Origin of the sequence: Methylobacterium endophyticum (assembly GCF_050591105.1) — a bacterium.
Taxonomy (GTDB): domain Bacteria; phylum Pseudomonadota; class Alphaproteobacteria; order Rhizobiales; family Beijerinckiaceae; genus Methylobacterium.
Genome location: NZ_JBNHES010000009.1, coordinates 81,774 through 103,117 on the forward strand (window position 1 = coordinate 81,774; position 21,344 = coordinate 103,117).

Below are 21,344 nucleotides of genomic sequence, written 5' to 3' on the forward strand. Positions count from 1 at the left end.
ACTACAAATCTGTCCTGCCGGCCATCGATGGGAGGTCGCATGAGCGTCGTCGCGTTTCCCTCCGTCGATGAGGCGCCTCCGGGCGGCCTCTTCGTCGCATCCGAGCCCTATCCCTGGCCTTTCGACGGCGACCTGAGCCCTCGGAACACGGCGCTCGTCATCATCGACATGCAGACCGATTTCTGCGGCAAGGGCGGCTATGTCGACGCCATGGGCTACGATCTGGCGCTCACCCGCGCGCCCATCGGCCCGATCTCCAGGCTGCTGAACGCCGCGCGGGCGAAGGGCTACCACGTCATCCATACCCGCGAGGGGCACCGGCCCGACCTCGCGGACCTGCCGGCGAACAAGCGCTGGCGCTCCCGGCGCATCGGTGCCGGCATCGGCGATCCCGGCCCCTGCGGCCGGGTGCTGGTGCGCGGCGAGCCGGGCTGGGAGATCATTTCGGAACTCGCGCCGCTGCCGGGCGAACCCGTCGTCGACAAGCCCGGCAAGGGCTCGTTCTGCGCCACGGACCTGGAGCTGATCCTGACGAGCCGCGGCATCCGCAACCTGATCCTCACCGGCATCACCACGGATGTCTGCGTCCACACCACCATGCGGGAGGCCAACGATCGCGGCTTCGAATGCGTGATCGTCTCCGACGGCACCGCCGCCACCGATCCCGGAAACCACCACGCCGCGCTGAAGATGGTGACGATGCAGGGCGGCGTGTTCGGCGCCGTCGCCTCCTCCGAGGCCATCCTGAAGGCCATCGGATGAGCCTCATCCCTCCGGAACCCGAGCCCGGCACCGGCGCCATCGGCGTCGAGACCATCGGAATGACGAAGCGCTTCGGCGCCTTCGCGGCGCTCGACGACGTGTCGATGAAGATCGAGGCGGGGGGCTTTCACGCGCTGCTCGGCGAGAACGGCGCCGGCAAGTCGACCCTGGTGAAATGCGTGATGGGCTTCTACGCGCCGACCTCCGGCAGCGTGCTGGTCGATGGGCGCGAGGCCGAGATCACCAACCCGAAGGGTGCGCAGGCGCGCGGCCTCGGCATGGTCTACCAGCACTTCACCCTGGTGCCCTCGCTCACCGGCGCGGAGAACCTCGTCATCGCCCGCGCCGACGCCCCCGCGATCATCGACTGGGCGCGCGAGCGGGCAGTGCTGGCCGACTTCATGACGCGGATGCCGTTCCGGCTGAACCTCGACCGGCCCGTGGCCGAGCTCGCGGCCGGCGAGAAGCAGAAGCTCGAGATCGTCAAGCAGCTCTATCTCAAGGCCCGCTTCCTCATCCTCGACGAGCCGACCTCGGTGCTCACCCCGGCCGAGGCCGAGGAGGTGCTGGGCCTCTTGCGCGCCATGACCGACCGGGCCGAGCTGACGGTGCTGATGATCAGCCACAAGTTCCGCGAGGTGGAGACCTTCGCCCGCTCCTTGAGCGTGCTGCGGCGCGGCAAGCTCGCGGGGAGCGGCCGGGTCGGCGAGCTCTCCCGCGACGACATGGCGGCGATGATGATGGGCGAGCGCACCACGCGCACCCCCGCCCCCCGCATCGGCGAACCTGACCTGTCGCGCGAAATCCTGCGCGTCGACTCCGTGACCGCCACCGACGTCTCGGGGCTGCGCCACATCGACATCGCGGACCTTAGGGTCCGTTCGCGCGAGGTGGTCGGCATCGCCGGGGTCTCCGGCAACGGCCAGAAGGAGCTCGCCGACGTGCTCGGCGGCCAGATCAGGGCGACCGGCGGGCAGGTGGTGGTGGCGGGCAGCCGCTACACCGGCACGCGGGCCGAGAGCCGGGCGCGGCGCGTGCGCTTCATCCCCGAGGAGCCCCTGCGCAACGCCTGCGCGCCGCGCATGTCGGTGGCCGAGAACCTCGCCTTCCGCGCCTTCGACCGGCGCGGCGACGATGCCGGCAAGCCGCCGACGCTCTGGCTGGACCGGGGCGCCATGGGCCGGCGCGCCAAGGATCTCATCGCCCGCTTCAAGGTGAAGACGGCCTCCTCCGAGGCGCCCATCGCGACGCTCTCGGGGGGCAACGTCCAGCGCGCCGTGCTCGCCCGCGAGCTGACCGATCCGGTCGACCTGCTGATCGTGGTCAACCCGTGCTTCGGCCTCGACTTCGCGGCCGTCTCGGAGATTCGCGGCCGGATCGTCGCGGCGCGCAACGCCGGCGCCGCCGTGCTCCTCATCAGCGAGGATCTCGACGAGATCCTCGAGCTGTCCGACCGCATCGTGGTGATGTCGGAAGGCCGCCTCGTCTACGAGACCCCCGCCGCGCAGGCCGAGGTCGGGGTGATCGGCCGGCACATGGCCGGCCACCACTGAGCCGGCTAAACCGCCTTCAGCGCCCTGAGCGGCCGGGACTTCGCCGTCGGCGGCCGACGGCGGGGCAGGGGGTGGTAGCCCCTGTCGGCATAGACGAGCGCGTCCGCCTCGTCTGGCCCGACGAGGCCCGTCACCTCGCAGAACAGCACGTCATGGGTGCCGACGCTCGCCCGGCTGGCGATCCGGCAGCGGAAGGCGACGAGGGCGCCCGCCAGCACCGGGGCGCTCCCCGCCTCCTCGCGCCAGCGCGCGGCGGCGAAGCGCTCGGCCATGGGGACGCCGCCGGCGAAGGCTTCGGCGACCGGCTGCTGCTCCGCGCTGAGCGTGTTGACGCAGAGGCTGTCGTTCCGGCTGAGCGCCGCATGCGCCGAGGACCCGCGATTGACGCAGACGAGCAGCGTCGGCGGCGCATCGGTGACGCTGCATACGGCCGAGGCCGTGAAGCCGGCCCGCCCCCCCGGACCGTCCGTGGTGACGAGATGGACGGCGCTGGCGAGCCGCGCCATCGCGGCGCGGTAGGCGCCGGCCTCGACGGGAACGGTCTCGCTCACGGCTGTCTCGCTCATGGGCTCAAGCCTCTTAAAGGGACCACCCGGCTTTGCTCACGCCCGCGCCAGAAAGTCGAGGAGGTCGCGGTTGAACGCCTCCGCGCGGGTGACGCTATGGGCATGGCCGCCCTCCGCGGAAAGAGCGAGCCGCGCGTTCGGCAGCCCGGCCGCGAGCCGCTCGGAGGCGGTGTAGGGCACCAGCACGTCGTCGCGCGCCGCCATCGCCAGGGTCTCGTGCGGGATCGCGCCGAGCCGGCCGCGCAGATCGAAGCTCTCCAGGGCCGCGATCCGCGTCAGCACGGTCTCGGCGCCGGGGAAATGGGCGAGCGCATGAGCTTCTTCACCGGCAAGGCGCTCGGCATGGGCCGAGATCCAGGGGGCCGGGAACAGGAAGATCGCCTGAGCGCGCACATAGGCTTCCGGCCCGCCCCCGGAGAGGATCGCCTTGCGGGCGGCGAAGCAGCGGCGGGTGGCCGCCTCCATGGCGTCCCAGCCGTTGACGACGACGATGCGGCCGACCCGCTCGGGATGGTCCAGGGCGAGTTGCAGCGCGATCAGGCCGCCCAGCGCATGCCCGACGATGTCGGCCCGCTCGGTCCCGCTGGCGTCGAGCACCGCGCGCGCATCCGCCGCCATGGCGGCGATGTCGTGGCCGGGCTCCAGCGGGCCGGCCGAGCGCCCGGTGCCGCGATGGTCGTAGGCGACGACGCGGAAGCGTTCGGCCAGCGCCGGCATCTGCGGCGCGAAGTAGCCGGCCGACCCGCCGAGCCCCGGCGAGAGCAGCACGGTCCTCTCGCCACGCCCGTGGACCTCGTGATGGATGAAGGCCACGATGGTCAGATCGAGGCGCCGGCGGGGGCCGCCGACGGCTTGCCGACATGCGCCACGGAGGCGATCTCGACGAGCGCGTCGGGCTTCACCAGCCCGCACTGGATGCAGTAGCGGGCCGGCTTCTCGCCCGGAAAATACTCGGCATAGACGGCGTTGATCGCCGCGTAATCGGCCCAGTCCTTGAGGAAGATGTGGTTGAAGGTCACGTCGTCCATGACGCCGCCGGCGGCCTCGAGCACGCCCTTGATGGTCTCCAGCACATGCCGGGTCTGGGCGGCGGCATCCCCCACATGGACGACGTTCGCCTCCGCATCGAGCGGCAGGGTGCCGGACACGTAGAGCACGCCGTCGGCGAGCGTTCCAGGGACGTAGGGCGCCAGCGGCTTGCCTGTGCCGGGCGGGATCACGACGCTCTTGGGCATTTTTTTCGGACTTTCCGTTCGCGGGGCGTTCCTACTCGGCGGCGAGGCTGGCACCGGGCTTCAGCGCCGCCTCGAAGGAGGCGACGTCCGAGACCCAGCCGAAGAAGGTCTCGATGTTGAGGAGCGCGCCCTCCTGAAGGCTCGGCGGCCCGGCCTGATGGGTGGCGTCGGCGAGCACGATCCCGAAATATTCGAGGAAGAAGCCGTCCCGCAGGGTCGATTCCACGCAGACATTGGTGGCGATCCCGGTGAAGACGAGGGTGCGGATGCCGCGCGCCCGGAGCGTGCTGTCCAGCGCCGTGTTGTAGAAGCCGCTGTAACGGGGCTTCGGCATCACGATGTCGCCGGGCTCGGGTCTCAGCGCGTCGACGAGGGCGTAGTCCCAGGAGCCCTTCGCCAGCAGGCTGCCGGCGAGCTCCGGGCGCCTGCGCATGGTCTTGAGGGCATTCGACTTATGCCAGTTGGGGGAGCCGGGGCCGCCGGCCTCCACGTAGGCCGCGTCCCAGCCGTTCTGGAACCAGACGACGGCGATGCCCGCCGCCCGCGCGACGGCGACCGCCCGCGCGATCCTCTCGATCACCGGGCCTGTTTCGGAGACGTCGAAGCCGGCGAGGTCCAGATAGCCGCCCTTGGCGGCATAGGCGTTCTGCATGTCGACGACGATCAGCGCCGTGGCGCCCGCGTCGAAGGCGACGGGCTCGGGCCGCGCGGGCAGGCGGATCGCGCCGCAGCGGCCCGCGGGATCGCGGTATCCGGCGGGCTCCATCAGGCCACCTCGGCGAGCGGGGCCGATGCGGCGGCGACATGCCGGCGCGTCCGCATCAGGGGCTGGACCTGCCGGCCGAACACGTCGAGACCTTCGAGGAAGTCGTCGAAGACGAGGAGCACGCCGCCGACGCCGGGCACCGTCATCACCTCGTCGAGCAAGCGCGCGACGGTGGCCGGCGAGCCGACCAGCGTGCCCATGTTGATGTTCACCGGCGAGGTCGGGTCGGTCATCTGGCGCACGTTGGTGTCGCCGCCGGACTTGGTGTCGGCCGCCCCCTGCACGCCGAGCCAGGCGATGGCGTCCATGTCCGCGCCCACCTTGTAGTGCTCCCACTTGGCGTGGGCCGCCTCGTCGGTCTCGTCGCAGATGACCATGAACAGCACGTAGGAGGAGACCTCGCGGCCGGTCTTGGCCTTCGCCTCCTCCAGCCGCGCCACGGTGGGGGCGAAGGCGGTGGGGGTGTTCACGCCCTTGCCGAAGCAGAAATTGTAGTCGGCATAGGTCGCGGTGAAGGCCATGCCGGCGCCGCTCTGGCCGGCGCAGATGATCTTCATGTCGGCCTGCGGGCGCGGGCTCAGGCGGCAGTCGTCCATCTGGAAGAACTCGCCCTTGAGGTCGCTGGCGCCGGTCTCCCAGAGCTCGCGCAGGACGGTCGCGTATTCCGACAGGTACTCGTAGCGCCGGGCGAAATACTCGTCGCCGGGCCAGAGGCCCATCTGCGAATATTCCGGTCGCTGCCAGCCGGTGATGAGGTTGATGCCGAAGCGCCCGTTCGAGATCGAGTCGATGGTGGAGGCCATCCGCGCCACGAAGGCCGGCGGCAGGCACAGTGTCGGCGCGGTGGCGTAGAGCTTGATCTTCGTGGTGACGGCGGCGAGCCCCGCCATCAGCGTGAAGGATTCGAGGTTGTGGTCCCAGAACTCGGTCTTGCCGCCGAAGCCGCGCAGCTTGATCATCGAGAGGGCGAAGTCGAACCCGTAGGATTCCGCCTTCAGGGTCACATCTCGGTTCAGGGCGAAGCTCGGCTTGTATTGCGGCGCGTTCTCGGAGAGCAGCCAGCCGTTGTTGCCGATCGGGATGAAGACCCCGACATTCATCGCGGGAGCGGCTATCTCGGTCATCGGGCACCTCGCGGGAGGCTCGCGGCCCCGCCCGTCGCGAGACCTGGTGACATCGGACGTCCTTCGCGCGGGAGCGGCGCGAAGACTGTCGACCGGCCGGAACGATACGCAAGCGGACCGGATGGTCAAACTCCCGGACCCCGATTCTTGACCGTTTGCTCAAACTCTCCGCGCGATGCCCGCGCTTCGTGCGGGCCCTGCCTGCGGGAAGGGCGGCTCAGGCGATCCCGAGGCCGCCGAGCACCAGGCGCTGGGTGCTCTCCACCGTCGCCTCGAAGAAGTCTGGATCGTCCAGCGAGCGCCCCGTCACCGCGTCGACCTGGGCGGCGAAGTCGGCGTAATGCTGGGTGATCGCCCAGATCGCGAAGATCAGGTGCCGGGGGTCGTGCGGGGCGATCCGCCCGGCGGCGATCCAGCCGCGCAGGACGGCGGCCTTGGCCTCCACCAGATCGCGCAGCGGGCCCTCCAGCTCGGCGCGCAGGAGTTCCGCCCCGCGCACCACCTCCAGGCAGAACAGGCGCGAGGCCTGGGGCGCGTCGCGGGAGAGGGTGATCTTGCTGCGGATATAGGCGCGCAAGGCGTCCGCCGGCTCGCTCTCGGGGTTCAGCGACTGCAACGGGTCGAGCCAGACGTCGAGCACGCGGCGCAGCACGGCGACGTAGAGCTCCTCCTTCGAGGGGAAGTAGTAGAGCAGGTTGGTCTTCGAGAGCCCGGCGCGCTCGGCGATGGCGTCGAGGCTCGCCCCGTGCAGCCCGAGGCTCGAGAAGATCTCGAGCCCGGCATCGAGGATCGCCTCGCGGCGGATCACGCCGTCCTTGCGCCGCCGTCGCGCCGGGGCGCCGCCTGCCTGTAACGCCACGCCCGATCCGACCCGTCCGCCCCCGCTCGGGGCCCGCGAGTGTCGTCGCCCTCGCGCCCGGCCGCAAGGGGCGGGTGCAAGAGGTGCTCGTGGAAGGGGCGGCTCAGGCGTTGGGCGCCGCCACCGGGCTGCGCAGGCCGGCGATCACCGCGCGCAGCGCGTCCGTGCCCGGCGCGGCGGCGAAGGCCGCGCTCTCGCGCAGGGTGTAGATGCGCTCGTGCACGAAGGCGAGCTTGGCGATGACGGGGGGCGTGAGCTTGAACGGATAGAGGGCCGGCTGTCCCATGCTGCGGCTCAGCGAGTTCACCGCATAGGTGAGCGGCAGCCAGACCTCCACCAGCCGGTCGAAATCGGCGGTCTGGTGAGGGTCGAAATCGATGATCGCCGGCGCCTCGGGGCCGCGCCGCAGGCGGGGCCGCAGGGACAACTCGAAGGTGCTCGCCGTCTCGATGGTGTCGACGATGTGCAGGTAATGGGCGAAGGTCTCGGCGAAGTCCTCCCAGGGGTGGCTCGCGGCGTAGGCGGAGACGTAGCTCTCCTCCCAGCCCTCCTTCGGCCCCTGCGCGTAATGGCGCTGGAGGGCGGCCCCGTAATCGACGCTCTCGTCGCCGAACAGCGCCCGGAAGGTCCACAGGCACGGGTCGCCCTGCACCAGGATCGTCCAGAAGTAATGCCCGATCTCGTGGCGGAAATGGCCGAGCAGCGTCCGGTAGAACTCGCCGAACAGCATCCGCCGGCGCTCGCGCTCGACGTCGTCGGCCTCGGCGATGTTGAGGGTGATGAGCCCGTCGAGATGGCCGGTGAGCACGGGCGGCCCGGCGGCGAAGCTCTCGGCCGGGTCGACCAGGAAGTCGAAGGCGAGGCCGGCGCGGTCCTCGGTGCGCGCCCGCAAGGGCAGGTCGAGGCGCAGCAGCGAGTAGAACAACCGGTGCTTGGCCGTCTCGATCTGGCGCCAGCGGGTCAGGTTCCAGCCGAGCGAGAGGTCGGGCACCACGCGGTTGTGGCGGCAGGCGACGCAGAACGGCTCGGGGGAGGCGTCGTCGACCAGCCAGTTGCAGGCGTCGTGGACGGCGTTGGCGCAGAAGCGGAGCTTGACGCCGGGGCGGGCATAGGCGTGGAAGGCCGGCGCGGCGACCAGGGCCGACTGCCCGGACGGCTCCAGCGCGGAGACCTCGTGCACCTCGCAGACATAGCCGAGGCGCCGCTCGCAACTCGGGCACTGCGTGCTCTCGAAGCTCACGGGCTGGTCGCAGGCCTGGCACTGGAAGATCTTCATCGCTGGTCCCGGTGCCCGCACGCGCCGGGACACGGCCGCCGCTTCATCTCAAGGGACGGCCGATCCCGAAGTTCCCCGCCGCCGCCCGCGCGCAGGATAGACGAGGCGGGAGACAACGCGAAACGCATGGCGAAACGCGTGCATGAAACTTGCCTCGGCCAGCGCTCGCGGCCCGGAGCCGGGCCGTCGACGAACGGGCGCGCGGCGCGGACGACGGCATGGGGAGTTGTGACCCCGGCCGAGCCGGGCCATACCCGCCACCGGGCCCATCTCGCCCGGCGCCGGCGGGCGCTCTTCGACAGCCACCGCCCGGCCGCGCCGCCGGAGACCAGACCACGACGGGAGACCCCGTGTCGATCCAAGCAGCCCTGCACCACGTCACCCGCTACCGCTACGACCGGCCGATCGCGCTCGGGCCCCATGTCGTGCGCCTGCGGCCCGCCCCGCACACCCGCACGCGCATCCCCTCCTATGCGCTGAAAGTGAGCCCGGCCAACCATTTCGTGAACTGGCAGCAGGACCCCAACGGCAACTGGCTCGCCCGCCTCGTCTTCCCCGAGAAGACCGACGAGCTCGTGGTCGAGGTCGACCTCACCGCCGACATGTCGGTGATCAACCCGTTCGACTTCTTCCTCGAGGAATACGCCCAGACCTGGCCGTTCTCCTACGATCCCGAGCTGAGGGCCGAGCTCGCGCCCTTCCTGGCGCCCGACGACGCGGACGGGCCGGAGATGGACGCCTTCCTCGCCCACCTGCCCACGGAGACCACGACGATCCCGTTCCTGGTGGCGCTGAACGGCCTGATCGCCTCGCGGATCGCCTACGGGGTGCGCCTGGAGCCGGGCGTGCAGACGCCCGCCGAGACCCTGACGCTGAAGGGCGGCTCCTGCCGCGATTCCGGCTGGCTGCTGGTGCAGGTGCTGCGCCGGATCGGGCTCGCCGCGCGCTTCGTGTCCGGCTACCTGATCCAGCTCGTGCCCGACACCACCGCCGTGGACGGGCCGGAGGGGACCAAGAACGACTTCACCGATCTCCACGCCTGGGCGGAGGTCTACCTGCCGGGCGCCGGCTGGGTCGGGCTCGACGCCACCTCCGGCCTGTTCTGCGGCGAGGGGCACATCCCGCTGGCCGCGACCCCGCATTACCGCTCGGCCGCGCCGATCGAGGGCCTGGCCGAGCCGGCGAAGGTCGATTTCGGCTTCGAGATGAGCGTGACCCGGATCGCCGAGGCGCCCCGGATCACCCGGCCCTATTCGGACGACGTCTGGGCCGGGATGGACGCGCTGGGCGAGCAGGTCGACGCGGATCTCGCCGCGCAGGACGTGCGCCTGACGCTCGGCGGCGAGCCGACCTTCGTCTCCGTCGACGATTTCGAATCCCCCGAGTGGAACGCCGCCGCCGTCGGCCCGACCAAGCGCGGCCTCGCCGACACGCTGATCCGGCGCCTGCGCGAGCGCTTCGCGGCCGGCGGCGCGCTGCATTACGGCCAGGGCAAGTGGTATCCGGGCGAGAGCCTGCCGCGCTGGGCCTTCGGGCTCTACTGGCGCAAGGACGGCAAGCCGATCTGGCGCGACCCGGCCCTCATCGCCTCGGAGACCGGCCCGCGCGACGCCGGCATCCACCACGCCGAGGCGCTCGCCAAGGGCATCGCGCGCCGGCTCGGGCTGGACGACTTCGTGCTGCCCGCCTTCGAGGATCCGGGCTACTGGCAGGAGCGCGAGGCGGACCTGCCGGTCAACGTCTCCACCGACAAGCCGATGCTGGCCAACGCCGAATCCGACGCGCGCATGAAGCGCGTCTTCGCGCGCGGGCTCGGCAACGCGGCGGGCTACGTGCTGCCGCTGGCGAGCCTGCCCACCGGCAAGGACGGCGCCGACGCGGACCGGATCTGGATCTCGGAACACTGGCGGTTCCGGCGCGGGGCCGTGTTCCTGGCGCCGGGCGATTCGCAGCTCGGCCTGCGCCTGCCGCTCGCGACGCTCCCCTACGTGCCGCCGGAGCACTATCCCTACTACCAGCCGCAGGATCCGCTCCAGGACCGCGCCCCGCTGCCCGAGGGCAAGGGCGAGGGCGACGGCAAGGTCCGCAACGGCGCCGGCATCACGGGCGTCGCCGTGCGCAGCGCCCTGTCGGTGGAACCGCGCGAGGGCATCCTGCACGTCTTCATGCCGCCGGTGCAGCGGGTGGACGAGTATCTCGCCCTGCTCGGGGTGATCGAGGAGGCCGCCGCCGAGACCGGCAAGCCCGTGCATATCGAGGGCTACGAGCCGCCCTACGACCCGCGCGTCGGCATCATCAAGGTCACGCCCGATCCCGGCGTCATCGAGGTCAACGTGCATCCGGCCGCGACCTGGCGGGAGGCGGTGGAGATCACCACCGGCCTCTACGAGGACGCCCGCCAGACCCGGCTCGGCGCCCAGAAGTTCATGACCGACGGCCGCCACACCGGCACGGGCGGCGGCAACCACGTCGTCATGGGCGGCGTCACGCCCGACGATTCGCCCTTCCTGCGCCGGCCGGACCTGCTGAAGAGCCTCGTGCTCTACTGGCAGCGCCACCCGGCGCTCTCATACCTCTTCGCCGGCCTCTATATCGGCCCGACGAGCCAGGCCCCGCGCTCCGACGAGGCCCGCCACGACGGGCTCTACGAGCTCGAGATCGCCATGGCGCAGGTGCCGGCCCCCGACGAGCCGAACATCCCGCGCTGGCTGGTGGACCGGATCTTCCGCAACATCCTCGTGGACGTCACCGGCAACACCCACCGGGCCGAGATCTGCATCGACAAGCTCTACTCGCCGGACGGCCCCACCGGCCGCCTCGGCCTCCTGGAGTTCCGCGGCTTCGAGATGCCGCCGGACCCGCGCATGAGCCTCGCCCAGCAGCTCCTGCTGCGCGCGCTGGTGGCCTGGATGTGGCGCGAGCCCCAGGTCGGCGGCTGTGTCCGCTGGGGCACGTCGCTGCACGATCGCTTCATGCTGCCGCATTTCCTCTGGGCGGATTTCCTCGGCGTGCTGGAAGACCTGCGCGCCGCCGGCTACGCTTTCGATCCGACCGCCTTCGTGGCCCAGCGCGAGTTCCGCTTCCCCGTCTTCGGACAGGTGGAGCATGCGGGCGTCCGGCTGGAGCTGCGGCAGGCGCTGGAGCCGTGGCACGTCCTCGGCGAGGAGGGGACGTCCGGTGGCACCGTGCGCTACGTCGACAGCTCGGTCGAGCGGCTCCAGGTCAAGGTCGAGGGTTTCGTCCCCGGCCGGCACGTCATCGCCTGCAACGGCCGGCGCCTGCCCATGACGAGCACCGGCACCGGCGGCGAGGCGGTGGCGGGCCTGCGCTTCAAGGCGTGGCAGCCGGCCTCCTCCATCCACCCGACGATCCCCGCCCAGACCCCGCTCACCTTCGACATCCTCGATGCCTGGAGCGGGCGCTCGCTGGGCGGCTGCCGCTACCACGTCGCCCATCCGGGCGGCCGCAACTACGAGAGCCACCCGGTCAACAGCTACGAGGCGGAAGGCCGGCGGCTGGCCCGCTTCCAGGCGCACGGGCACACCCCCGGCAAGATCGAGATGCCGCCGGTGGAGTCGAATCCCGAGTTCCCGCTGACCCTCGACCTGCGGATGCCGCCCCCGAAATGAGCCCGACGGCGGTCGCGGATCGGGAGGACGTCCTCGCGCGGGTGGCCCGCTGGACGGGCGGCTATCGCCCGGTCCCCGGCCTGCCCGACGAGTTCGTCGGTCCCGACGGCTGGCCGCGCGGGGCGTGGCCGCGCTTCCTCGACCGGCTCGCCACCGCGGGCGATGCCGAGATCATCCAGCGCTTCGTCTCGGCCGAGCGCCACATCCGCGACGCGGGCATCTCGTTCCGCATCTACGGCGACCGGCGCGAGCATGCCTGGCCGCTGGGATCGCTCCCCCTCGTCATCGAGGCGCGGGAGTGGCGCGCCCTCAGCGAGGGGCTGATCCAGCGCGCCGAGCTGATGGAGCGCGTCCTCGCCGACGTCTACGGGCCGGGGCGGCTGGTCTCGGAGGGGCTGCTGCCGGCGGCCGTGGTGGCGGGAAGCCCGGAATTCCTGCGCCCGCTCCACGGCGTCACCCCGCCGGGGGGCCGCTACCTCAAGCTCTACGCCGCCGATATCGGGCGCGGCCCCGACGGGCGCTGGCGGGTGCTCGCCGACCGCACCCAGGCGCCCTCGGGCCTCGGCTACGCGCTGGAGAACCGGATGGTCCTGGCGCGGACCTTCCCGGACGTCTTCGACGACCTCCATGTCGAGCGCTTCCCCGGCTTCTTCCAGGCGTTCCGCGAGGGGCTGGCGGCGGGCGCCGAGCGCGCCGACCCGCGCATCTGCCTGCTCACCTCCGGGCCGTTCTCCTCGACCTATGTCGAGCAGGCGGCGCTGGCGCGCTATCTCGGCCTGATGCTGGTGCAGGGCGACGACCTCGTCATGCAGGACGGGCGGCTGCATGTGCGCACCGTCTCCGGCCTGAAGCGGGCCGACGTGCTCTGGCGCCGGATCGACGCCGACTTCCTCGACCCGCTGGAGCTCAACCCGGCCTCGCGCCTCGGCATCCCCGGCGTGCTGGAGGCGCTGCGCAACGGCAGCCTGGTGATGGGCAACATGCCGGGCTCGGGGGTCGTCGAATCCGGCGCCCTCGGCCCCTACCTGCCGGGCATCGCCCGCGCGCTGCTGGGCGAGGAGCTGCGGCTCGACAGCCCGCGCTCCTGGTGGTGCGGCGACCCGAGGGGGCTCGCCCATGTGCGCGACAATTTCCACGGCCTGAGCTTGCGCCCGGCGGCGACCCCGCAGCGCGGCGCCGGGCGCGACGCCATCCTCGGCCCGCTCACCCTGGAGGCCGAGCGCCACCGCGTGGTCCGCGCGCTGGAGGACCGCCCGTTCGACTACGTCGGCCAGGAGCCGAGCCCGCTCTCGACCATGCCCGGCTGGGAGCGCGACGAGACGGGCCTGCGCCTCGTGCCGCGCCCCTTCGCGCTGAGGGTCTTCGCGGCCTGGACCCCGGCCGGCTGGCAGGTGATGCCCGGCGGCTTCTGCCGCATCTCGGAGCGCGAGAATCTCGACCCCACGGAGATGCGCCTCGGCATCCGCTCCGCCGATGTCTGGGTGCTCTCGGAGGCGCCGGTCGAGACGCCGCCGCTGGTCTCCCAGCGCGCCGCCCGCCCGCGCCGGATCGCCGGGCACCTGCCCTCGCGGGCAGCCGACCAGCTCTTCTGGTTCGGGCGCTACACCGAGCGGGCGGAAGCCGTGATCCGGCTGGTGCTGGCGCATCTGCGCAGCGTCGGCGCGGCGGTGGCCACCGACGTCGTGGGCGACGCCAAGGCCGTCACGGCGCTGCGCATCCGGGGCCTGCTCGACGAATGGGGCGCGGTCAGCGCGCCCGACCTGCCGACTGCGGCCCTCGCCCAGGAGGCGCTCGTCGGGCGCGAGGTCCGCGCCTCCGCCCGCGCCCACATCCTCGAGGCGCGCACCAACGCGGCGGCCCTGCGCCCGCGCCTCTCGGGGGAGGCGTGGCGGGTGCTCGCCGACCTGACCGACCTGCTCTCCCTCGACGAGAGCCGCGACTTCGCCGAATCGCAGCTCCTCGGCCGGGCCGAGCGGGCGCTGAGCCACATCTCGGCGCTGGTCGGCCTCACCCACGAGAACATGAACCGCGGCGCCGGCTGGCATTTCGTGGAGATCGGGCGGCGCATCGAGCGGGCCATCAACACGTCGAGCTTCGCGGTCGCCTTCGCCTCCGACGAGGCGGGGGCCGACGATCTCGGGGTGATGCTGGCGCTGTGCGATTCGCAGATCGCCTACAGCGCGCGCTACATGCAGGGCGCGGCGCTGGCCCCGGTGCGCGACATGGTGCTGCTCGATCCCTACAACCCGCGCTCGGTGGCCTTCCAGGTCGAGGCGCTGGCGCGGCACCTCGCCGAATTGCCGCCGCTCACCGCCGACGGCATCCCCGAGCCGCATCGCCGGCTCGCCGCGAAGCTCTGCGGGGACTTCGCCGCCGGCGAGGCGCAGGCCTTCGACGGCGCCGCCATGGCCGGGATCGAGGGGGAGCTCGAGAAGCTCGCGGACGCCGTCGCCGCCCGCTACTTCGCCGGAGGACCGCTGGCGCTGCGCGCGGAGAAGCTCGCGGGGCTCGCGTGATCTACACGCTGCGCCACCTCACCACCTACAAGTACCGCAAGCCGGTGCGCTACGCGCGCTGCACGCTGCGCCTCGACCCGATGCAGGGGGAGGGGCAGACGGTGCTGGAGAGCGCCATCCGCGTCTCGCCGCCCCCCGAGAGCCGCACCCGGCGGCGCGACTTCTTCGGCACGGCCATCGATTCGATCGTCGTCGTCTCCCCCCACACCGAGTTCAGGGTCGAGGCGACCTCGCGCATCGCCGTCGAGCGACCCGTCCTGCCGGAGCCGGAGGGCGGCCCGTCCTGGGAGGCGGTGCGCGACGCGGCGGTGGCGCGCAGCCATCTCGGCCCGGCCGAGCCTGTGCATTTCCTCTTCCCCAGCCCCCGCGTCCCCCTGGTCGACGCGGTGACGGACTATGCCCGCGAGAGCTTTTCCCCCGGCCGCAGCGCCTATGGGGCGGCCTTCGACCTGATGGCCCGCATCCGGGCCGATTTCCGCTTCGACGCCAAGGCGACCACCGTCTCGACGCCCCTCGCGGACGCCTTCGCCCAGCGCGCCGGCGTCTGCCAGGACTTCACCCATGTGATGATCGCGGGGCTTCGCGGGCTCGGCATGCCGGCGGCCTATGTCAGCGGCTACCTGCGCACGGCGCCGCCCCCCGGCCGGCCGCGCCTGCGCGGGGCCGATGCCAGCCACGCCTGGGTCGCCGTGTGGTGCGGGGAGGGCTGGATCGGCCTCGACCCGACCAACGGCGTCTGCGCCAGCGACGACCACATCATGGTGGCGCGCGGGCGCGACTACGCCGACGTCTCGCCCATCGACGGAGTGGTGACGGGGTCCGGCCAGCAGAAGCTCAAGGTCGAGGTCGACGTCATCCCGGAGGACGAGGAGGCCCCCGCCCGCGCCGCCTCCTGGGTCTGAGGACCGCCCGTCCGCGATGGACTTTTGCGCCCCGGCTGGCTAATGGCCCGCGCTCCGGGGCGACCGGGCAGGGGACGAGCATTCCGGTGTCTGTCGAAACGCAAAGCGCGGTGCGCGAGGCGATCCTCGCCTTCATCGCCGCCCGCAATCCCGGCCTGCCGCCGGGCTCCGTCACGGCCGGGACCTCGCTGGTGACGAGCGACGCCCTCGATTCGATCGGCGTGCTCGACCTCGTGCTCGATCTCGGCGAGCGCTTCGGGGTCGAGGTCGGGGAGGACGCCTTCGCGCTCGAGAACTTCGAGAGCGTCGATGCGCTCGCCGCCTTCATCGACGGCAAGATCGACGGCAACCGGGCCGGCTGATCCGATCCCCATGAGCGCGCCGGTCCTGCTCCACGACCTGATCGACGGCCCCGCCTGCGCCGCCGGCCGCACCGCGCTCGTCCATGGCGAGGACGCCCTGAGCTACGGGCCCTTGCGCGAGCGGGTCGCGCGCCTCGCCGGCCGTCTCGTCGCGGCCGGGCTGAAGGCGGGGGACCGGGCGGCGGTGCTGCTGCCGAAATCGATCCCCGAATGCGTGGCGCTCTTCGCCGTCTCCCGCGCGGGCGGCGTGGTCGTGCCGGTGCATCCGAGCCTCAAGGGCCCCCAGGTCCGCCATATCCTCGCCGATTGCGGGGCGCGGGTGCTGATCTCGGACGCGGCGTCGCTCACCGGGCTCGGCGGCGCTCTCGACGGGCTGGCGGACCTGCGCGTGGTCGCGGCGGCGGAGGATGCGGAGACCGTCGCCGGGCCCCTGCCGGAGCGGCGGGAAGCCACGGATCTCGCCGCGATCCTCTACACCTCCGGCTCCACCGGCCTGCCCAAGGGCGTGATGCTCTCGCACGCGAACCTGATCGCGGGGACGCGCATCGTGCGGACCTATCTCGGCATCGGCCCAGACGAGCGCATCCTCTCGGTGCTGCCCTTCTCCTTCGACTACGGGCTGAACCAGCTCCTCACCGCCCTAGAGCAGGGTGGAGCCTGCGTGCTGCTCGATTTCCGCTTCGGCGACGAGGTGGTGCGCGCGCTCGAGCGGTATCGCATCACCGGGCTCGCCGGCGTGCCGACCCTGTGGACGCTGCTGACGCGGGCCGCGCCGAGCCTCGCCCGCGCCGACCTATCGTCCCTGCGCTACCTCACCAATTCCGGCGGCGCGGTGCCGCAGGAGACGGTGGAGCGCCTGAGACGCGCCCTGCCGCAGGCCGACATCGTGCTGATGTACGGCCTCACGGAAGCCTTCCGCTCCACCTGGCTGCCACCTGCCGAGCTCGACCGGCGCCCCGGCTCCATCGGCCGCGCCATCCCCGAGACGGAGATCTTCGCGCTCACGCCGGAGGGCCGCGTCGCCGGGCCCGGAGAGCCCGGCATCCTGCATCACGCCGGCCCCACCGTCTCGATGGGCTACTGGAACCGGCCCGAGGACACAGCCCGCGTCCTCGTGCCCGATCCGCGCGATCCGTCGCGCGGCCTCGTCTGCCGCTCGGGCGACAGCGTGGTCGGGGACGCGGAGGGCTATTTCCGCTTCCTCGGCCGCGAGGACGCGATGATCAAGACGCAGGGCTTCCGGGTCAGCCCCACGGAGGTCGAGGCCGCGCTGATGGGCACGGGCGCCTTCCGGCAGGCGGCGGTGATCGGCCTGCCGGACCCGAGCCTCGGCCAGCGCATCCATGCCGTCGCGGTGGCGGCGGAGGAGGGCGCGCCGGATGCCGAGATCCTCGCGGCGATGCGCGGCGCCCTCGCCCCCCACATGGTGCCCCGCGCCATCGAGCGGGTGGCGCGGCTCCCGGTGACGCCGAACGGCAAGGTCGACTACAAGCGCCTCGTGGCAGAGCGGACGGCCGGTGCCTGAGGAGACGCTGGCCGAGCGCCTGATCGCCGAGAATCTCGGCCGCCGCGACGGCGTGCTCCATGCCGGCGGCCTCGACCTGCGCGGGCTGGCCGAGCGCCACGGCACCCCGCTCTTCGTCTACGATTCCGGCCTGATGCGCCGGGCCTATCGCGACCTGTCGCGGGCGGTCGCCGGCTTCGCGCGGGTGTATTACTCGGTGAAGGCCAACCCGCGCCCGGAGGTGATCCGGGTGTTCCGGGAGGAGGGCGCCGGCGCCGAGGTCGCCTCGGCGGCCGAGTTGCGCGCGGCGATCGCCGCCGGCGTTCCGCCGGAAAGCATCTTGTTTGCCGGCCCAGGAAAAAGCGATGCCGACATCGCGGCGGCGGTCGCCGCCGGCATCGCCGAGATCCATCTGGAGAACCGCGAGGAGGCGGCCCGCGTCGCCGAGGCCGGACGCCGGCACGGGCGGGCCGTAGCGGTGGCGATCCGGGTCAATCCGGGCGCGGCGGCGCAGGGCGGGGCGATGCGCATGGGCGGCAAGCCCTCGCCCTTCGGCTTCGACGAGGAGGAGCTCGACGAGGTCGCAGACGCCATCGAGGCGGAGCCGGCCCTGCGCCTTACGGGGCTGCATCTCTTCGCCGGCACGCAAGGGCTGAGCGCGCCGACGCTGCTCGCGCAATGGGCCTACGGGCTCGACCTCGCGGAAACACTCGCGCGCCGCATCGGCCGGCCGCTGGAGACGATCGATCTCGGCGGCGGGCTCGGCATCCCGTATTTCCAGGGCGACGCGGCCCTCGATCTCGGCGCGCTGGAGGCGGGCGTCCCGTCCCTTGCCGCGCGGGCGGCGTCCGATCCGCTGCTCGCCCCGGCCCGGATCGTCCTGGAGCCCGGCCGCTTCCTCGTCGGCGGGGCCGGGGTCTACGTGGCGCGGGTGCGGGCGGTGAAGCTGTCGCGCGGCAGCCGCTTCGTCGTCACGGACGGCGGCATGCACCACCACCTCGCCGCCTCCGGCAATCTCGGGCAGATCGTGAAGCGCGATTTTCCGGTCGTCGCCGTGGCGGAGAAGGCGGGCGCGGAGCGCAGCCCGGCTGCGGTGGTCGGCCCACTCTGCACGCCCCTCGACATGCTGGCCCGCGCCGCGCCGCTGCCGGAGCTGAAGGCCGGAGACCTCGTCGCCGTGCTGCAATCGGGCGCCTACGCGCTGACCGCCAGCCCCACCGGCTTCCTCGGCCATCCGCCGCCGGCGGAGGTGCTGGTCGACGCCGGCCGCGAGATCGCCATCGGCGCCTGAGCGGCTCAGGCGGACGGGCGCCCGTCCGCGAAGCGCCGGAACGCCTCCAGCGTCTCGCCGCTGACATGATGCTCGATGCCCTCGGCGTCGCGGCGCGCCGTCTCCGGGCTGACCCCGAGGGCGCAGAGGAAGCGCTCCACCACGCGGTGGCGCTCGCGCGACTGCTCCGCGAGCACCCGGCCGGCGGGCGTCAGGAAGACCCCACGATAGGGCCGCTGCTGCACGAATCCGTCCTCGGCCAGGCGCTTGAGCATCTTGGCCACCGTCGGCTGGGCGACGCCGAGGCGCGCGGCGATGTCCACCTGCCGCGCCTCGCCGCCGTCGCCGATCAGGTCGGCGATCAGCTCCACGTAATCCTCGACGAGTTCGAGCCGGCGCGCCTCGCGGGCCTGCCGGAAGCTCTCGACATGGACTTCCGGGTCGAGCAGCGCGGGCTCGGGCGCGGGGCGGGGAGGATCCTGCATGGTCTGGCGCCGTCTCCCTCTCGCCGCCGAAGCGGGCTGCCGGCCCTGTCTAGCAAAGGTCGCGGGCGAGGGGAGCCCCGTCGCGGCGAGATCGCGGGATACGCCCTTGACCTGAGCCGAGGCGCAACCTTATAGCCAATGCTATATGAACCGCCTACGGGAGCCGAGATGGCCGGCGCCAGCCTGACGAAACCGAGCGCCGGACCGACGGGCGGGGGCTTGAGCGGATCGACGGAGCGCGAGATCCGCGACGTGCTCGACGGGCGCCATCGCGGGCGCGGGCGCTTCCTGCTCTTCACCGGGCCGGCGGTGATGGCCTCCATCGCCTACATGGACCCCGGCAACTTCGCGACGAACATCCAGGCCGGCGCGAAATACGGCTACGGCCTGCTCTGGGTGGTGCTCGTCGCCAATCTCGTGGCGATGCTCTTTCAGGCCCTGTCGGCGAAGCTCGGCATCGTGACCAACCGCAACCTCGCCGAGGTCTGCCGCGACGAGTTCGGCAAACCCGTGCGGCTCTCCATGTGGCTGGTGAGCGAGCTCGCCGCCATGGCCACCGACCTCGCGGAGTTCTTAGGCGGCGCCATCGGGCTGGCGCTGCTCACCGGCATGCCGCTGATGGCCGGCATGGGGGTGACGGCGGTGATCACCTACGCGATCCTGCTGCTCGAGCGGCGCGGCTTCCGCCACATGGAGATCGCCATCGGCGCCATGGTGGGCACCATCGCGCTCTGCTACCTCGTCGAGGTCTTCATCGCGCCGATCGCGTGGGGCGAGGCGGCCAAGGGCCTCGTGACGCCCCGCATCCCCGACGCCGAGGCGCTCACCATCGCGGTGGGCATCATCGGCGCGACGGTGATGCCGCACGCGCTGTTCCTGCATTCCGGCCTGACCCAGACCCGCACCGTCGCCCGCCACGACGAGGACCGCCGCCGGCTGCTGCGCTACTCCAACCGCGAGGTGGTGATCGCGCTGGCGGTGGCGGGCTTCGTCAACATCGCCATGGTGCTGATGGCGGCGGCCGCCTTCCATGCCGGGCACAGCGACGTCGCCGAGATCTCCCAGGCCTACCACACGCTGACCCCGCTCCTCGGCTCGGCGGCGGCAGGGGTCTTCCTGGTCTCGCTGATCGCCTCCGGCATCTCCTCCTCCGTGGTCGGGACCATGGCGGGACAGCTCGTGATGCAGGGCTTCGTCGGCTGGCGCATCCCGCTCATCGTGCGGCGCCTCGTGACCATGCTGCCGGCCTTCGTCGTGGTCGCCGTCGGCGTCGATCCGACGCGGGCGCTGGTGCTCTCGCAGGTGGTGCTATCGCTGGCGCTGCCGGTGCCGATGATCGCGCTGGTGCTGTTCACCCGCCGGCCCGACATCATGGGCGCCTTCGCCAACGGACGCGCCACTCAGGCCGCCTCCATCGCCGGCGCGGCGATCGTGCTCGGCCTCAACATCGTCCTGCTGGCGCAAGCCTTCGGCGTGCCGGTGCCGGGGCTCGCGGGAGGCTGAGCCTCCTCACGCCCGCAGATGCGCGACGAAATCCCGTGCGAAGGGCGGCAGCGCGGACAGGTCCCGCAGGCAGAGCGTCAGATCGCGCACGGTCCAGGGATCGGTCAGCGGCACCACGGCGACCGCCATACCCCGCGCCGCGCGCCGGGCCGTGCTCTCGGGCACGATGCCGAGGCCGACCTCGCATTCCACCAGCCGGCAGAGCCCCTCGAAGCTGCGCAGCTGCACCCGCAGCCGCATGGCCTTGCCGATGCGCGCCGCGCGCTCGCCGAGGAAGCGGGTGATGGCGCTCGCCCGGTCGAGCCCGACGAGATCGTGGTCGAGCACCTCGGCGAAGGAGATCGCGTCGTGCCGCGCCAGCGGATGCGCGCGGCTCGCCACCAGCACGAACCGGTCTTTGCGGAAGGGAAAGACCTGGAGCGCCCCCGTATCGACGGTGCCCGACAGGATGCCGAGATCGGCCGCGCCCTCGGCCACGAGACCGACGATCTCGTCCGACGTGTGCTCGTCGAGATCGATGCCGATGCCGGGATGCCGGGCGAGATAGGCCGAGAGCACCTCCGGCAGGAACTCGGTGAGCGCGTGGGTGTTCGAGACCACCCGGATCTGGCCGGCCGTGCCGCCGGAATAGGCCGAGAGGTCCCCCTGGAGCCGGTCGATGCCGGCGAGCAGGGCGCGGGCATGGGCGAGCAGCGTCCGGCCGGCGGCGGTGGGCACCACGCCCTGGCGGTGGCGGGTCAGCAGCGCGGCGCCGAGGGTCTCCTCCATGGCGCGGATGCGGGTGGAGGCGGCCGCGAGCGCCAGATGGGCGCGGGCCGCGCCGCGGGTGATCGAGCCGGCCTCGGCCACATGGCGGAAGAGGGCGAGATCGACGAGATCGAAGCGCATCATCGGCAAGCCGCCCATTCCTGCCCCGGCCTGCGTCCAGGACGAAGCCTTGCCGCATCCGCCCGTCCCGATGCCGGCGGGAAACCATCGTAGAGGGCCCATCGAGCGCGGAACAGCCTTCGTTCGCGACGAAGCCACCCTCGC

At 72.2% G+C, this 21,344-nt stretch carries 18 protein-coding genes; 9 read left to right on the forward strand and 9 right to left on the reverse strand.

Annotation, left to right across the window (positions count from 1 at the left end; genetic code table 11):
• Positions 1-39: 39 nt before the first annotated feature.
• Together biuH and ACP56T_RS12105 are read left to right on the forward strand one after the other, a co-directional pair.
• A complete protein-coding gene (gene biuH / locus ACP56T_RS12100) occupies positions 40-762 on the forward strand; it encodes a biuret amidohydrolase (protein WP_430912367.1) in 723 nt (240 codons plus the stop codon).
• Positions 759-2,315, forward strand: a complete 1,557-nt coding sequence (locus ACP56T_RS12105; RefSeq protein ID WP_430912368.1) for an ABC transporter ATP-binding protein — start codon at positions 759-761, stop codon at positions 2,313-2,315. The genes biuH and ACP56T_RS12105 overlap by 4 nt, the downstream gene beginning before the upstream one ends.
• 5 nt (positions 2,316-2,320) lie before the next feature.
• On the opposite strand, the gene ACP56T_RS12110 is transcribed toward ACP56T_RS12105, so the two are convergent.
• The 7 genes from ACP56T_RS12110 to ACP56T_RS12140 form a co-directional block, all read right to left on the reverse strand.
• Positions 2,321-2,881 (reverse strand): flavin reductase, encoded by a 561-nt coding sequence (locus ACP56T_RS12110; RefSeq protein ID WP_430912369.1) that lies wholly within the window; start codon positions 2,879-2,881, stop codon positions 2,321-2,323.
• 36 nt (positions 2,882-2,917) lie between these two features.
• Positions 2,918-3,697, reverse strand: a complete 780-nt coding sequence (rutD, locus tag ACP56T_RS12115; RefSeq protein ID WP_430912450.1) for a pyrimidine utilization protein D — start codon at positions 3,695-3,697, stop codon at positions 2,918-2,920.
• 2 nt (positions 3,698-3,699) lie between these two features.
• A complete protein-coding gene (rutC, locus tag ACP56T_RS12120; RefSeq protein WP_430912370.1) occupies positions 3,700-4,116 on the reverse strand; it encodes a pyrimidine utilization protein C in 417 nt (138 codons plus the stop codon).
• A 31-nt stretch (positions 4,117-4,147) separates the two neighbouring features.
• Entirely contained in the window at positions 4,148-4,882 is a 735-nt protein-coding gene (gene rutB, locus ACP56T_RS12125) for a pyrimidine utilization protein B (RefSeq protein WP_430912371.1), read from the reverse strand.
• Positions 4,882-5,982: a pyrimidine utilization protein A gene (gene rutA, locus ACP56T_RS12130; protein WP_430912451.1), complete on the reverse strand. Its 1,101-nt coding sequence runs from the start codon at positions 5,980-5,982 to the stop codon at positions 4,882-4,884. Before rutA ends, rutB begins: the two co-directional genes overlap by 1 nt.
• 241 nt (positions 5,983-6,223) lie before the next feature.
• Positions 6,224-6,865, reverse strand: a complete 642-nt coding sequence (rutR, locus tag ACP56T_RS12135) for an HTH-type transcriptional regulator RutR (protein WP_430912372.1) — start codon at positions 6,863-6,865, stop codon at positions 6,224-6,226.
• Between the two features lie 103 nt (positions 6,866-6,968).
• Positions 6,969-8,141, reverse strand: coding sequence for a zinc-binding metallopeptidase family protein (locus ACP56T_RS12140; RefSeq protein ID WP_430912373.1), 1,173 nt, complete (start codon positions 8,139-8,141; stop codon positions 6,969-6,971).
• 350 nt (positions 8,142-8,491) lie between these two features.
• On the opposite strand from ACP56T_RS12140, the gene ACP56T_RS12145 reads away from it, so the two are divergent.
• From ACP56T_RS12145 to ACP56T_RS12170, 6 genes are all read left to right on the forward strand, one after another.
• A complete protein-coding gene (locus ACP56T_RS12145) occupies positions 8,492-11,770 on the forward strand; it encodes a transglutaminase family protein (RefSeq protein ID WP_430912374.1) in 3,279 nt (1,092 codons plus the stop codon).
• Positions 11,767-14,286 (forward strand): circularly permuted type 2 ATP-grasp protein, encoded by a 2,520-nt coding sequence (locus ACP56T_RS12150; RefSeq protein WP_430912375.1) that lies wholly within the window; start codon positions 11,767-11,769, stop codon positions 14,284-14,286. The genes ACP56T_RS12145 and ACP56T_RS12150 overlap by 4 nt, the downstream gene beginning before the upstream one ends.
• On the forward strand, positions 14,283-15,188 hold the full coding sequence (locus tag ACP56T_RS12155; protein WP_430912376.1) for a transglutaminase family protein: 906 nt from the start codon (positions 14,283-14,285) through the stop codon (positions 15,186-15,188). The genes ACP56T_RS12150 and ACP56T_RS12155 overlap by 4 nt, the downstream gene beginning before the upstream one ends.
• A gap of 86 nt (positions 15,189-15,274) precedes the next feature.
• Positions 15,275-15,550, forward strand: a complete 276-nt coding sequence (locus tag ACP56T_RS12160) for an acyl carrier protein (protein ID WP_430912377.1) — start codon at positions 15,275-15,277, stop codon at positions 15,548-15,550.
• A 10-nt stretch (positions 15,551-15,560) separates the two neighbouring features.
• Complete coding sequence (locus ACP56T_RS12165; protein ID WP_430912378.1) at positions 15,561-17,075, forward strand: AMP-binding protein; 1,515 nt, start codon at positions 15,561-15,563, stop codon at positions 17,073-17,075.
• On the forward strand, positions 17,068-18,345 hold the full coding sequence (locus ACP56T_RS12170) for a type III PLP-dependent enzyme (RefSeq protein ID WP_430912379.1): 1,278 nt from the start codon (positions 17,068-17,070) through the stop codon (positions 18,343-18,345). The genes ACP56T_RS12165 and ACP56T_RS12170 overlap by 8 nt, the downstream gene beginning before the upstream one ends.
• 5 nt (positions 18,346-18,350) lie before the next feature.
• Here the strand turns inward: ACP56T_RS12170 and mntR are convergent, their stop codons facing one another.
• The gene (gene mntR, locus ACP56T_RS12175; protein WP_430912380.1) at positions 18,351-18,809 is read right to left on the reverse strand and encodes a manganese-binding transcriptional regulator MntR; all 459 of its coding nucleotides are present in this window, start codon (positions 18,807-18,809) and stop codon (positions 18,351-18,353) included.
• Positions 18,810-18,977: 168 nt separating this feature from the next.
• On the opposite strand from mntR, the gene ACP56T_RS12180 reads away from it, so the two are divergent.
• Complete coding sequence (locus tag ACP56T_RS12180) at positions 18,978-20,312, forward strand: Nramp family divalent metal transporter (RefSeq protein ID WP_430912381.1); 1,335 nt, start codon at positions 18,978-18,980, stop codon at positions 20,310-20,312.
• A 6-nt stretch (positions 20,313-20,318) separates the two neighbouring features.
• Here ACP56T_RS12180 and ACP56T_RS12185 read toward each other — a convergent pair whose 3' ends face one another.
• Positions 20,319-21,203, reverse strand: a complete 885-nt coding sequence (locus tag ACP56T_RS12185; RefSeq protein WP_430912382.1) for a LysR family transcriptional regulator — start codon at positions 21,201-21,203, stop codon at positions 20,319-20,321.
• Positions 21,204-21,344: the final 141 nt, after the last annotated feature.

Bases quoted from the DNA above. Each gene is read 5' to 3' on its own strand.
- ACP56T_RS12180 (WP_430912381.1), top strand. From the start codon at position 18,978: ATGGCCGGCGCCAGCCTGACGAAACCGAGCGCCGGACCGACGGGCGGG.
- mntR (WP_430912380.1), bottom strand. From the start codon at position 18,809: ATGCAGGATCCTCCCCGCCCCGCGCCCGAGCCCGCGCTGCTCGACCCG.
- ACP56T_RS12150 (WP_430912375.1), top strand. From the start codon at position 11,767: ATGAGCCCGACGGCGGTCGCGGATCGGGAGGACGTCCTCGCGCGGGTG.
- biuH (WP_430912367.1), top strand. From the start codon at position 40: ATGAGCGTCGTCGCGTTTCCCTCCGTCGATGAGGCGCCTCCGGGCGGC.
- rutB (WP_430912371.1), bottom strand. From the start codon at position 4,882: ATGGAGCCCGCCGGATACCGCGATCCCGCGGGCCGCTGCGGCGCGATC.
- ACP56T_RS12165 (WP_430912378.1), top strand. From the start codon at position 15,561: ATGAGCGCGCCGGTCCTGCTCCACGACCTGATCGACGGCCCCGCCTGC.
- ACP56T_RS12140 (WP_430912373.1), bottom strand. From the start codon at position 8,141: ATGAAGATCTTCCAGTGCCAGGCCTGCGACCAGCCCGTGAGCTTCGAG.
- ACP56T_RS12110 (WP_430912369.1), bottom strand. From the start codon at position 2,881: ATGAGCGAGACAGCCGTGAGCGAGACCGTTCCCGTCGAGGCCGGCGCC.
- ACP56T_RS12185 (WP_430912382.1), bottom strand. From the start codon at position 21,203: ATGATGCGCTTCGATCTCGTCGATCTCGCCCTCTTCCGCCATGTGGCC.
- rutA (WP_430912451.1), bottom strand. From the start codon at position 5,982: ATGAATGTCGGGGTCTTCATCCCGATCGGCAACAACGGCTGGCTGCTC.
- ACP56T_RS12105 (WP_430912368.1), top strand. From the start codon at position 759: ATGAGCCTCATCCCTCCGGAACCCGAGCCCGGCACCGGCGCCATCGGC.
- rutC (WP_430912370.1), bottom strand. From the start codon at position 4,116: ATGCCCAAGAGCGTCGTGATCCCGCCCGGCACAGGCAAGCCGCTGGCG.